The 12304-nt window shown below is 63.7% G+C and carries 14 protein-coding genes; 4 read left to right on the forward strand and 10 right to left on the reverse strand.

The window, feature by feature from the left end:
• The 5 genes from BLU35_RS22595 to ccoG form a co-directional block, all read right to left on the reverse strand.
• Positions 1–292, reverse strand: a 292-nt coding sequence (locus BLU35_RS22595; protein ID WP_176907380.1) for an NAD(P)-binding domain-containing protein, incomplete at its 3' end; no start/stop codon positions are given.
• Between the two features lie 180 nt (positions 293–472).
• Positions 473–631: a cbb3-type cytochrome oxidase assembly protein CcoS gene (ccoS, locus tag BLU35_RS22600; RefSeq protein ID WP_043615060.1), complete on the reverse strand. Its 159-nt coding sequence runs from the start codon at positions 629–631 to the stop codon at positions 473–475.
• Entirely contained in the window at positions 628–2919 is a 2292-nt protein-coding gene (locus tag BLU35_RS22605; RefSeq protein WP_093234587.1) for a cation-translocating P-type ATPase, read from the reverse strand. Before BLU35_RS22605 ends, ccoS begins: the two co-directional genes overlap by 4 nt.
• A complete protein-coding gene (locus tag BLU35_RS22610; protein ID WP_058326996.1) occupies positions 2916–3413 on the reverse strand; it encodes a FixH family protein in 498 nt (165 codons plus the stop codon). The genes BLU35_RS22605 and BLU35_RS22610 overlap by 4 nt, the downstream gene beginning before the upstream one ends.
• Positions 3410–4984 (reverse strand): cytochrome c oxidase accessory protein CcoG, encoded by a 1575-nt coding sequence (ccoG, locus tag BLU35_RS22615; RefSeq protein ID WP_093234588.1) that lies wholly within the window; start codon positions 4982–4984, stop codon positions 3410–3412. The genes BLU35_RS22610 and ccoG overlap by 4 nt, the downstream gene beginning before the upstream one ends.
• Before the next feature lie 313 nt (positions 4985–5297).
• On the opposite strand from ccoG, the gene BLU35_RS22620 reads away from it, so the two are divergent.
• The 3 genes from BLU35_RS22620 to BLU35_RS22630 all read left to right on the forward strand — a co-directional run bounded on the left by BLU35_RS22620 (position 5298) and on the right by BLU35_RS22630 (position 6928).
• The gene (locus BLU35_RS22620; protein ID WP_093234589.1) at positions 5298–6095 is read left to right on the forward strand and encodes an AraC family transcriptional regulator; all 798 of its coding nucleotides are present in this window, start codon (positions 5298–5300) and stop codon (positions 6093–6095) included.
• Between the two features lie 64 nt (positions 6096–6159).
• Positions 6160–6570 (forward strand): SRPBCC family protein, encoded by a 411-nt coding sequence (locus BLU35_RS22625; RefSeq protein WP_093234590.1) that lies wholly within the window; start codon positions 6160–6162, stop codon positions 6568–6570.
• A 4-nt stretch (positions 6571–6574) separates the two neighbouring features.
• Positions 6575–6928, forward strand: coding sequence for a VOC family protein (locus BLU35_RS22630; protein ID WP_057254230.1), 354 nt, complete (start codon positions 6575–6577; stop codon positions 6926–6928).
• 482 nt (positions 6929–7410) lie between these two features.
• On the opposite strand, the gene ccoP is transcribed toward BLU35_RS22630, so the two are convergent.
• The 4 genes from ccoP to ccoN are packed head-to-tail and all read right to left on the reverse strand — an operon-like array spanning position 7411 to position 10821.
• Positions 7411–8274, reverse strand: coding sequence for a cytochrome-c oxidase, cbb3-type subunit III (gene ccoP, locus BLU35_RS22635; RefSeq protein WP_058323178.1), 864 nt, complete (start codon positions 8272–8274; stop codon positions 7411–7413).
• A gap of 4 nt (positions 8275–8278) precedes the next feature.
• Positions 8279–8431 (reverse strand): CcoQ/FixQ family Cbb3-type cytochrome c oxidase assembly chaperone, encoded by a 153-nt coding sequence (locus BLU35_RS22640; protein WP_057254226.1) that lies wholly within the window; start codon positions 8429–8431, stop codon positions 8279–8281.
• A 13-nt stretch (positions 8432–8444) separates the two neighbouring features.
• Positions 8445–9176, reverse strand: a complete 732-nt coding sequence (gene ccoO, locus BLU35_RS22645) for a cytochrome-c oxidase, cbb3-type subunit II (RefSeq protein ID WP_093234591.1) — start codon at positions 9174–9176, stop codon at positions 8445–8447.
• Positions 9177–9189: 13 nt separating this feature from the next.
• Complete coding sequence (ccoN, locus tag BLU35_RS22650; RefSeq protein WP_058323180.1) at positions 9190–10821, reverse strand: cytochrome-c oxidase, cbb3-type subunit I; 1632 nt, start codon at positions 10819–10821, stop codon at positions 9190–9192.
• Positions 10822–11010: 189 nt separating this feature from the next.
• Here ccoN and BLU35_RS22655 point away from each other — a divergent pair, with 189 nt between their 5' ends.
• Positions 11011–11511 (forward strand): hemerythrin domain-containing protein, encoded by a 501-nt coding sequence (locus tag BLU35_RS22655; protein ID WP_057254471.1) that lies wholly within the window; start codon positions 11011–11013, stop codon positions 11509–11511.
• Between the two features lie 173 nt (positions 11512–11684).
• On the opposite strand, the gene BLU35_RS35090 is transcribed toward BLU35_RS22655, so the two are convergent.
• On the reverse strand, positions 11685–11951 hold the full coding sequence (locus tag BLU35_RS35090) for a DUF4158 domain-containing protein (protein WP_110879462.1): 267 nt from the start codon (positions 11949–11951) through the stop codon (positions 11685–11687).
• Positions 11952–12304 lie beyond the last annotated feature (353 nt).

Here is a 12304-nt window from a genome sequence, read left to right on the forward strand (position 1 = left end):
TGTCGCCCTTGGAAAGGTAGGGCTCGAGGATCGTCATCTGCTGATCGACCGGCTCGCCGGCCTTGATCATGATGATGATCGGGCGCGGCGGACGGATGGCGGCAACAAACTCTTCGATGGTGTCGCAGGGCACGATCTGGCCCTTGAGCTCGCCGGCTTCCGCGTAGAACTTGTGCGTCGCCTCGACGGTGCGGTTGAACACCGCGATCTTGTTGCCCTTTTCAGCGATGTTGAGCGCCAGGTTCGAGCCCATGACGCCGAGACCGATTAGGCCGATTTCCGCCTGTGACACGTGATTGCCTCCATTGGACAGAAGTGCCGGGCGCGATCGGGATAAGCGCGTCGGTGCCGGCCCTTCGAATTGAACTTCGCCCTCTCGCGGCGGGCTCTGTCAAAGGCCCTGGCGCAAGAAGCGACGGCGGAGGATGTTTTGGCATTCAAATCGATTAACGACAAGCGATTCCTGACAAAATCACTTCTTTTCGGGCTTGCCGTCGCCGTCGTCGAGCACCCGCCAGGACGCGCCTTCGAGGTCTTCGTACTGGCCGCTCTTCAGCGCCCAGAGGAAGGCGACGAGACCGATGCCGCCGAGAAACAACGCGATGGGAATGAGATAGATCAGCGTGTTCATGAGGCATTCCCGACTGGACGAAGGGCGGCAGGCGCTTGGCCGTCGCGCGCCTCCTCGGCAACATTGCCGGTGGCAGCACGCAGACGCAAGGCGTTGGCAACGACGATCACCGACGAGGTCGACATGGCAACCGCTGCGATCAGCGGCGTCGCATAGCCGAGGATCGCGATCGGAACGGCAATCACGTTGTAACCGATCGCCAGCGCGAAGTTCTGGCGGATCAGCCGCCCGGCCCGGCGCGATGTGTCGATCGCCATCGGCACAGCGTTCAGCCCCTGGTGCAGGAAGACGAAATCCGCCGCCTGGCGCCCGACGTCCGCGGCCGTTGCCGGGGCCATCGAGACATGGGCAGCGCGAAGCGCCGGAGCGTCGTTGATGCCATCGCCGACCATCAGCACGCGGCGGCCCCCTTCGGCCGCAAGCGCACATTCGTCCACCTTGCCACGCGGCGTCAGCTCAGCCTTGAATCTGTCGATGCCGACCCGGCGGGCAAGCGCCGCCACGACAGGTTCGCGGTCACCGGAGAGAATGCCGGTCGACAGGCCGAGCCGGCCAAGCTCCTCGATGCTTTCACGGGCGTAGGGCCTGAGCCGATCCTCGAAGCGGAAGCAGCCAAGTTCGCGGCCGTCGAGCGACAGGATCGTCTCGGATTGGCCGCTCGCCTCGCCGGCGTCGCCACAGGCAAAAGCGCGGCTGCCGAGCCGGTAGGTGCCCGCTTCCGTGCGGGCCTCGATCCCGGCACCGGGAATCTCGCGGATCTCGCCGGCAATGACAGGGGCAAGCTTTGCAGCATCGTGAATGGCCATGGCCAGCGGATGGCGCGAATGAGCAGCCAGCCCCGCCGCTGTGGCCAGTACCGATGCCTGAATATCCTGGCCATTGACGAGCCGCGGCTCGCCCACCGTCAGCGTGCCCGTCTTGTCGAGCAGCACCGTATCGATTTCGGCCAGCCGCTCCATGGCCGAGCCGTCCTTGACCATGACGCCATTCTGGAACAGCCGTCCGGCGGCAATCACCTGCACGACCGGCACCGCCAGCCCTAGCGCGCAGGGGCAGGTGATGATCAATACCGCGACCGCAACCAGCATCGCATGGTGGAAGTCGCCATTGACGAACATCCAGCCGATGAAGCTCAAAAGCGCCAGGAGGTGCACCGCGGGCGAGTAATATTGCGCCGCCCGGTCGGCGATACGGCGATAGCGTGCCCTGCCCCCTTCGGCGGCCTCCATCAGGCCCATGATCTCGGCAAGCAGCGAGTCGCGCGCCGCAGCGGTCGCCTCGATCGTCACCGGTCCGGTGAGGTTCAGCGTGCCCGCCTCGACGCTGTCGCCTGCCTTGACCGGCACCGGCGCGCTCTCGCCATTGACGATCGAGCGATCGAGGTCACTGGCGCCGATGAGAATGCGACCATCGACCGGGATGCGTTCGCCGGCGGCGATCGCCAGCTTTTCGCCCGGCTTGATCTCGTCGACCGGACGATATTCGCGCCCGCCGTCGGCATCGAGCACCATCGCGCCGCGCGGCGACAGCCTGGCCAAGCTGCTGATCGCAGAACGCGCACGCCCGCGCATCATATGATCGAGCGTGCGGCCGATCAGCAGGAAGAAGAGAAGCATCACCGTGCCGTCGAACCAGGCATGGGTGCCGTGGGTAATCGTCTCGTAGAGCGAGATCGAGAAGGAGAGCGTGATCGCAAGCGCGATCGGCACGTCCATGTTGGTGCGGCCGTGCTTCAGCGCATTCCAGGCGGACGCGTAGAAGAAGCGCCCGGAATAGATCAGCGTCGGCGCGGCAATCAGCGCCGAGATCCAGTGGAAGAGATCGCGCGTGGCCGCCTCCGCGCCCGACCAGACGGAGACGGAGAGCAGCATGATATTGGCCGAGGCAAAGCCCGCAACGGCGACGGCGCGCACCAGCTGCTTCAGCGTCTGGTCGCCGTCTTCCTCGCCCGGCGCGAAGAGATGGGTCTCGTAGCCCCGCGCGCGGATGGTGCGCGCCAGTTCCCGCGGATCGGTGCGGGCGTCATCGACCTCTTCCTTCCAGACGATCGCCACCCGCCGCGACGAAAGGTTGACGCGCGCCCGCTCAACCTCGGGCCGCGCTTTCAAGGCGCCCTCAAGTGTCGCGATGCAGGCGCCGCAATGCACGCCGGGTACGCTGAGGTCCGTCTGGCGCAACCCGCCGCCGAGCGACCGGCTCGTCAGCCAGAGCTCTTCCGATGTGGGCAGTCCCTGCCCGGCCCTGTCGATCTCCAGAGCCATTTCGGTTCCAGGAGCGCAGCAGCTCATTGCGCTGCTCCCGGCGCCATGAAGCGGATGGCCTGGCGATAGACGACCGTGTCGCCCTTGGTCGCGGTGATATCGGCGATCCACTGGCCGCGCTTCAGCGTCGCGGCAGCAACGAACACGCCCTCGCCCTGATGCGCCATCTCGACCGTCACATCCTCATGCTCCTCGACCGGGCGCTTCAGGACCGCGACCACCTTGTCCGCGGTCAGTTCCGGCTTGCCCTGTCGCGTTAGCGTGTAGCGCAGCGCTTCCTGTTCGACACTGAGCTTGCCTTCGAGCCCGCTGGCGGCGAAGGCCTTCGCCTCCTTCACCTTGCCGTTGAACTGCTGGCTGGCGACATAAGTGTTCTGCACCACCAGCCCGCTCCAGCTATGGCTGGCATTCCAGGCCATGATCAGATTGACGGTGATGATCGTGCCGAAGAACAGCACCATGACGCCCAGCATATGCCAGCCGGTGAAGGGCCGCGGTGCCTTTGCCTGTTTGGTGATCATTTCGCCGCTCCAGGGCTGTTGAAGTTGGCCTTGTAGACGTCGCGCTCGTGGCTCGACGGATCCTCGACGATCAGGCTGAAACCGTCAGCCGCTTCGCCAAGCTTGTCCTTCGGCAGCGTCACGAACACTTTCACGGCGGTGACCTTGTCCGGATCGACGCCGATCGCAAAGGTGCGGCCGTCGCCCGCCGCCTGGCCGGCGATGCGCATCGTCGCCGAAGACATACCGTCGATCGCGAGCGTGATGGTGCGTTGTTCGGGGATCATGTTCAAGAGCTTGACCATGTAGCCGTTGCGCACCGAACCGTCGGATTCGACGACGAATTGCGGGTTGCGGTCGTGCAGCACGTTGATCTCCAGCCGGTCGCGCGACAAGAGCGCATAGAGCAGCCCGATGCCGACGAGCGTCCAGACACCGAGATAGACGAGCACGCGCGGACGGAAGACGATCTTCCAGTTGAAATGGCGGACCTTGTCGGAGAAGGCGCCATCCGCGTTGCGAATCCGGCTCGGGTCGATCGCCGTCGTGCCGCCATTGGTGGCAAGCGCCATGTTGGAGGCATAGTCGTTCAGCGTCGCATAGGAGATCAGTCCGCGCTCGCGGCCGACCTTGTCCATGACGCCGTTGCAGGCGTCGATGCAGAGCGCGCAGGTGATGCATTCGAGCTGCTGGCCGTCACGGATGTCGATGCCCATCGGACAGACGACGACGCAGGCGTTGCAATCGACGCAATCGCCGACGGCCTCCCCGGCTGCCACCGCCTTCTTCTGGTGGCGCGAGCGCGGCTCGCCGCGCCAGTCGTTATAGGTGACGACCAGCGAATTCTCATCGAGCATCGCCGCCTGGATGCGCGGCCAGGGGCACATATAGGTGCAGACCTGCTCGCGCATCAGCCCGCCGAAGACATAGGTGGTGGCGGTCAGGATACCGACGGTCATGTAGGCGACGGTTGGTGCTTCCAGCGAAACGAAGCTTTTCAGAAGCGTCGGCGCATCGGCAAAATAGAAGATCCACGCGCCGCCGGTGGCAATACCGATCAGGATCCAGATCGAGTGCTTCGACACGCGCTTGACGATCTTGGCGACCGTCCAGGGGCCGGCGTCGAGTTTCATGCGGGCGTTGCGGTCGCCTTCGATGTAGCGCTCCACCACCAGGAAGAGATCGACCCACACCGTCTGCGGACAGGTATAGCCGCACCAGGCGCGCCCGACGGCAGACGTCACCAGGAACAGGCCGAAGCCTGCCATGACCAGCAGGCCGGCCACGAAGAAGAATTCCTGCGGCCAGATTTCGATGAAGAAGAAATAGAAGCGACGGGCGGCGAGATCGACCAGCACCGCCTGATCTGGCGCATGTTCGCCGCGATCCCAGCGGATCCACGGCGTCAGATAGTAGATGCCGAGCGTCACCAGCATCACCAGCCACTTGAAGCGGCGGAAGCTGCCCTCGGCGCGTTTCGGGAAGATCTTCTTGCGCTTTTCGTAGAGCGGCTTGCGCACATGCGCCGCATTGACCGGTTCGGCCTCGTGACGTTCGACGGATGCGGCGTTGGCGGCGGATTGAGAGTTCATAAGTGGGACATCCCGGATATCGCGTATTGAGCCATGTCTTGCCCGATTTGACCGCCGAAAACGTTGATCTGTGTCAAGTTTGCGGCCTAAGGCCGCGCCATGCGGCGAAACGTCCGAGCCATCGGAACCGCAGCGGTCGGCAACGACCTTTGGTGCGGAAGGACGCCAAGGGCCTTGCGCTCGAGCCCATCTGCACCACAACGCCACGCGCCTTATGAGACGCGCAAAGGTCGCCGTAGTACTTTGAATTGCTGCATGTTTCCCTATATCGGCTATGCTGAAGGCAAGGCAGGACAGTCGCGAAGGAGAAAGCATGCACGGCTCCCTCGAGCCCCTGACGCTGGCCAAACAGCGCGGCACCTATCGCGAGCGTGCCGCGCCTCACGCTCTCGCCGGGCATGTCGAATGCCTGTGGAGCCACCAGATGCCGGAGGGACCGCCCGCGCCGATCGCGGTCGTCCCCGACGGCTGCGTCGACATCCTCTGGTCCAATCGCGGTCTCGTCGTTGCCGGCCCTGATCGGACCGCTGCCTTTCCCGTGATCGCGCCGGGCGCCAAGGTCATCGGCCTGCGCTTCCGCCCGGGCGTCGCCGCGTCGTTTCTGCGCACATCGCTTTCGGAAATCACCGGTCAAATCGTCCCGCTCGACGCCTTCTGGGGCAAAGCCGCGCGCGAACTTGATGCCAAGCTTCAGGACGCGCCGGATGCCATCCGCGCCGATATCATGGCGGCAGCAGTGCTAGAGCGCTCACCGGCCGTCTCCCCGCCGCCCGGCGATGTCGCAGCCGCGCTCGCCCATCTCACGCAACGGCGCGATTCGTCCGACAACCCCATCAGCGCATTGGCCGCCGCCACCGGCACCAGCGAGCGGACGCTGCGCCGCCGCTGCCACGAACATTTCGGCTATGGCGCCAAGACCCTCGATCGCATCCTGCGTCTGCAACGATTCCTTGGGGCATGCCGCGGCGAGCCATCCGTACGCCTCGGCATCCTCGCTCTTGATGCCGGCTATGCCGACCAGGCGCATCTTTCGCGCGAAGCCAGGGAACTGACGTCGCTTTCACCGGCGGAAATCCGCCGCCAGCTTTCCGCCCATCGGCAAGCGGCCTGACTGGCCGTTTCGTTCAAGACCGGCGGGGCCGCCCGTGCTACGTCCTCACTCAGGAGAACCAAGCATGGCAACACTTGAAGCAAAGATCATCCACACCACCATCGCCCGCGACTGGCGCGAGGTCTATGCCTTCATGGCCAAGCCCGAGAACATGCCGCGCTGGGCGTCCGGCCTATCGTCGGGCCTGACGCGCGACGGCGAGGACTGGCTGGCGCCGGGACCGCTCGGCGAGGCCCGTGTGCGCTTCGCCCCCGCCAACGACTTCGGAGTCGTCGATCATCTCGTCACGCTCGCGGACGGTACCGAGGTTCATAACGCGCTGCGCGTCGTGCCGAACGGCGACGGGGCGGAGGTGATGTTCACGCTGCTGCGTCAGCCGGGCATGAGCGCTGAACAATTTGCCGGCGACGCCGGTTGGGTGGCAAAGGATCTCGCCACTTTGAAATCAATCATGGAATCCGGAAAAGACAGGTAGGAAAATGGGCAACAAGGGCAACGACAGCCGCATCGACTATGTCGAGTTCAACGTCTCCGACATCGCTGCCGCCAAGGCCTTCTACGGCAGCGCCTTCGGCTGGACCTTCACCGACTACGGCCCGGAATATTGCGAATTCCAGGACGGCCGTCTGACCGGCGGTTTCACCACCACGGGTCCCGTCGGCAGCGGTGGGCCGCTGATCATCCTCTATGCCGACAACCTCGAGGACATGCTGGCCCGCGTCGAAAAGGCCGGCGGCAAGATCGTCAAGCCGATCTTCACCTTCCCCGGCGGCCGCCGCTTCCATTTCGCCGACCCTGACGGATACGAGCTGGCGGTTTGGTCGGCGCAGTAAGGGCAGTCGACGCCCCAGACCAGCACGGGAACGAGGGCTGCCCCTTCGGCAGGCTGAGCGACCGCAGCCATCTCCACCCTCATCTCTGTGCTTGTCACAGAGATCCAGCAGCCGTGCGTCGGCACGGCGGGAGGAGCAGAGCCGGGACGCCTGATTTGCAGACTGCAAGGGGTCTCCCGCGCCGCCGACGCGGCGCTGCTGGATTCCTGTGACGAGCACAGGAATGAAGGAGGTGATTAAGGCGCCATCCATATCCTGTGGACACCCATCCCCACTTTACGACTTTAGGATCGACCCTCACTGTCCTGCCGGACATCTCTCCCCACACGCGGGGAGAGAAACGCTTGGCTCGCTCTCTGTCGCCAAGCCTCAACGCTCGAGATTGGCGATGCTGGCGCCGCGTTTCCCTTCTCCCCGCCTGCGGGGAGAAGGTGCCGGCAGGCGGTTGAGGGGCAGCCCGCCCACCAACCACAGACGATAGCCTACTCGCCCCCGCCCAGCGAATGCACGAACACCGCAAGCTGCTTGACCGTGGTGTCGCCGAGGCGCGGCAGCCAGGCGGGCATGACGCCGTGCTTGGGTGCCTTCATCTGGGCGACGATCGCCTGCTCGCCCTCGCCGTTGAGCCACAGTGCGTCGGCGAGATCAGGCGCGCCGAACTCGCGGTTGCCCTTGGCATCGGCACCATGACAGGAGGCGCAATTGGCTTCGAACAGTGCCTTGCCCGGCTCGACCATCGAGACGTCCGACGGCGTGCCGGTAAGGCTGACGACGTAGGCCGCCGTCTGCTTGATCTCTTCCGGCTGCAGGATTTCGGCAAAGGACGGCATTTCCGAAACGCGGGTCTCGCCATCGCCAGTGTAGCGAATGCCGTGAGCGATCGTCTGGTAGATCTCCTCGGGCTTGCCGCCCCAGAGCCAGTCGTCGTCGTTGAGGTTCGGGAAGCCGGCGGAACCCGCAGCACCCGAGCCATGGCACTGGGCGCAGTTGACCTTGAAGGCCGATGCGCCGCCGGAAACGGCGAACTGCTGCAGCTGCGGATCGGCAATGATCTGCTCGATCGAGCTCGAGGCGATCTTTTCGAGATTGCCGGCCTGGGCCGCCTTGGCGCTGGCGAGTTCGGCGCTCACCTCGGCGCGGCTCGAATAGCCGAGCACACCCTTGGTCGCGTCCGTCAGAAGCGGCACCGCCGGATAGACGATCATGTAGCCGACCGCCCAGACGATGGTCGCGTAGAAGGTATAGACCCACCAGCGCGGCATCGGGTTGTTCAGTTCGCGGATACCGTCCCACTCGTGGCCGGTGGTCTCGACGCCGCTGATTTCGTCGACGTGTTTGTCCGCCATACTATTAATCCTCCTTCAGGGGGATGGCTGCGGCATCATCGGCGGCCTTCTTGGCGCCGGGCCGGAAGATGAAGCCGACGACGCCGAGGAAGAAGAGCGTCATGGCAAGGAGCGCCCAGCTATCGGCGAACTGGCGCATGGCCGTATAGGTTTCCATGTGCGTGTCTCCCTTAGCGATAACCGGTGGTGTCGTCGTAGGTGGAGAAGTCGACCAGCGTACCAAGCATCTGCAGATAGGCGACGAGCGCGTCCATCTCCGTCAGCCTCTGCTGGTTGCCGTCGAAGTCGCCGAGCTTGGCCTTCGGATAGCGCGCCTCGACGCCGGAGGTGTCGGCATTCGGATCAGCCTGCGCCTTGATGTCGGCAAGCGCGTTGTCGATCATCTCGTCCGTATAGGGAACGCCGACCGCCTTGTTGGCCTTCAGGTTCGCGGCGATGTTGTTCACGTCGAGCGTCGTCTCCTTGAGGAAGGCGTAGCTCGGCATGACCGATTCCGGCACGACCGAGCGCGGCTCGGTCATGTGCTGCACGTGCCATTCGTTGGAATAGCGGTCGCCGACGCGGGCGAGGTCCGGTCCGGTGCGCTTGGAGCCCCACTGGAACGGATGGTCGTACATGGATTCCGCCGCCAGAGAGTAATGACCGTAGCGCTCCACTTCGTCGCGGAACGGCCGGATCATCTGGCTGTGACAGACGTAGCAGCCTTCACGCACATAGATGTCGCGACCGGCGAGCTCCAGCGGCGAATAGGGCCTCATCCCCTCCACCTTCTCGATGGTGTTTTCGAGATAGAAGAGCGGCGCGATTTCCACGATGCCGCCGATGGAGACGACGAGCAGCGAGCCGACGAGCAGCAGGGTGGCGTTGCGTTCAAGGGTCGCGTGTTTGTCGAGAATGGACATGGTCTATGCCCTCCTATTCCGCAGCTTTCAGCGCGGGCTGAGCAGCACCGAAGATCGGAGCTTCGTCACGCACGCGGCCGAGGATGGTCATTGTTACGTTGAAGGCCATGAGCAGAGCCCCGGCGAGGAACAGTGCGCCGCCAAGAGCACGCAGCACGTAGTAGGGAACCATGGCCGCGACCGATTCCGCGAAGGAATAGACGAGGAAGCCCTGGTCGTCGTACTCGCGCCACATCAGGCCCTGCTGGATGCCGGCGACCCACATGACCGCCGCGTAGACGACGATGCCGAGCGTGGCGAGCCAGAAGTGCCAGTTGACCATGCGCACGCTATAGAGCCGCTCGCGGTTCCATAGCTTGGGCGTCAGATAGTAGATCGCGCCGAAGGTGATGAGGCCGTTCCAGCCGAGCGCACCCGAATGCACGTGGCCGATCGTCCAGTCGGTGTAGTGGCTGAGCGAGTTGACCGTCTTGATCGACATCATCGGACCTTCGAAGGTCGCCATGCCGTAGAAGGCAACCGCCATCACCATCATGCGGATGATCGGGTCGGTACGGATCTTGTCCCAGGCGCCCGAAAGCGTCATCAGGCCGTTGATCATGCCGCCCCAGGAGGGCATCCACAGCATGACCGAGAAGACCATGCCGAGCGTCTGCGCCCAGTCGGGCAGCGCCGTATAGTGCAGGTGGTGCGGACCCGCCCAGATGTACATGAAGATCAGCGACCAGAAATGGATGATCGACAGGCGGTAGGAATAGACCGGGCGATTGGCCTGCTTGGGGATGAAGTAATACATCATGCCGAGGAAGCCGGCCGTCAGGAAGAAGCCGACGGCGTTATGCCCGTACCACCACTGCGTCAGCGCATCCTGCACGCCGGCAAAGGCCGAGTAGCTCTTCGAGCCGAGGAAGGAGACCGGCACCGCCAGGTTGTTGACGATGTGCAGCATCGCGATCGTGACGATGAAGGCGAGGTAGAACCAGTTGGCCACATAGATATGCGGCTCCTTGCGCGTCAGAAGCGTGCCGAGGAAGGCGATGAGATAGGCGACCCAGACGATCGTCAGCCACAGGTCGACATACCATTCCGGCTCCGCATATTCCTTCGACTGGGTGATGCCGAGCAGGTAGCCGGTGGCCGCCATGATGATGAAGAGCTGGTAGCCCCAGAACACGAACCAGCCGAGATTGCCGCCGAAAAGGCGCGCGCGGCTGGTACGCTGGACGATGTAGAAGGACGTCGCGATCAGCGCGTTGCCGCCGAAGGCGAAAATGACAGCCGAAGTGTGCAGCGGCCGCATGCGGCCGAAGTTGAACCAGGGCTCGATGTTGAGGTCGGGAAAGGCAAGCTGGAGTGCAACCACGACGCCCACGAGAAAGCCGACGACGCCCCAGAAGACGGTGGCGATCACGCCATACTTGACCACCTCGTCGAAATATTCCGACTGCGGCGGTGGTGGTGGCGCCCTGCCGGCGGAAACCGGGCTGAACTCGATGCGTCGCATCAGCATGACAGTGCCGGCGAGGAGCACGAAGAACAGCACCCACATATGGGCTTCAAAGTGCCGGTCCTGCGCAAACCCGGCGCCGACGAGCGCCAGGAAAGCACCGACCCCGAGCAGGATCATCTCGAATGTGTATTTCATGGTTGGGTCCCCAACTTGGTCCGATCGCACGCGACGACACGCCCCAGAACGAGGCGCGCCACCGCAGCTGGCCGGAAAGTGTCAGAATCGGGGCATCCTGGCCTTGATTCAGATCAAGGCTGCACCACCTCGATTGGATCATCCTCGGCAAATAACAGGGAGCGCCGTGGGAGCTGGCGTTTGAAGCCGATGAAAAAGACTTTTGAAGAGGGACGAATCCGGAGCCGGCTGGAGCCGCCTCCCCGCGCTGTCCCGGTGGCCGAGCCTTTCGCATGGCTCGCCCGCGCGCATGAGGAGCAGCTTGCGCTCTGCAACTGTCTCGAGGAGATCGCCGACAGCCTGCCTGCAGAAATCGATCGGCAGAAATGCGTCTACGCCGCCAAGGTGCTCGGACCGATGATCCGCGAAATGCATTCCGGCGAGGAAAGCCTGGTCTTCCCGTGGATCGAGCGCACCTTCCGCGGCGACCCGACGCTCGGCGCGACGCTGGAGCGGCTGAAATACGAGCACTGCGAAGACGAGTGCTTCGCCGAAGAACTGACGGAGATGCTGGAACGCCTCGGCGCCGCCGACCAAACGGTCAATGCCGAAACCGCCGGTTATATGCTGCGCGGCTTTTTCACCAGCCTCAGGCGACACGTCGGCTTCGAACAGGAATGTTTGCGCAGCATCACCTCGCCGGTTGGGTGAACCGGCAGACGGGGCGGTCGGCACGCGGCAAGGTAGGATTGTTCGCGGCCGGTCATCGGCCGCACCAAGTCCCTTTTCTCACTCTAAGGGCATAGCGCTAGTTTCCCGCTAAACAACGTTAAGGGCGACGAAGCCTGAACGCCTTCACGCTGCTCGCTGTTTTCCAGTCAGGTTCAGTGGTTTCCGGCCGGTTGTCTTCGCGGCGCGATCCCAGAGGAAATCGCCGGAGAAGGCGATGTGTTCCCATCCGACCGAAGGCCGGAGAGAAGTGCATGCGCCGCATGTTTTCTGGCGCGCGCCCGGCCGGCGATGCTGGCGTGCTCGATAGTAGAGATCGCAGGCAGGAGACTCCTGGCCTGGCGCAGCGCATCAATGATGCCGGCGGCGATCACTGGGCCTTTATCCGTGTCCCGGGCGGCCTCCGCGGCCGCGTCGATCATGGAGGGAACACCTCCCGCGGAAGCTGCCAAGCAACTTGGCTTTGGCCGTTCCACGGTCTATCGCGAAATGCGCCGGTTAGGAATCAGCCGCCCTGCTTAGTGCAACTTCGCTTTTCGACCAAAGCTGCCGGTCGACGACAGCGCTGGGGCACGCCCTGTTTGCTGGCCCAAAAGCTACCGTTTTGGATGACCAAAGGTGCATACAATCTGACTGTAAACGCAACGCCATTCGTGCTATACGCGAAACTGGATCGAGTTTGGGAGCAACGCGATCCCAATCGTTCTGGCGATGCGCGGCAGCGTACGTTAAATCGCTGTAAAATTTCAGTCACCTACTCATTTCTCCTGCGAAT

Origin of the sequence: Sinorhizobium sp. NFACC03, from assembly GCF_900103435.1 — a bacterium.
GTDB lineage: Bacteria > Pseudomonadota > Alphaproteobacteria > Rhizobiales > Rhizobiaceae > Ensifer.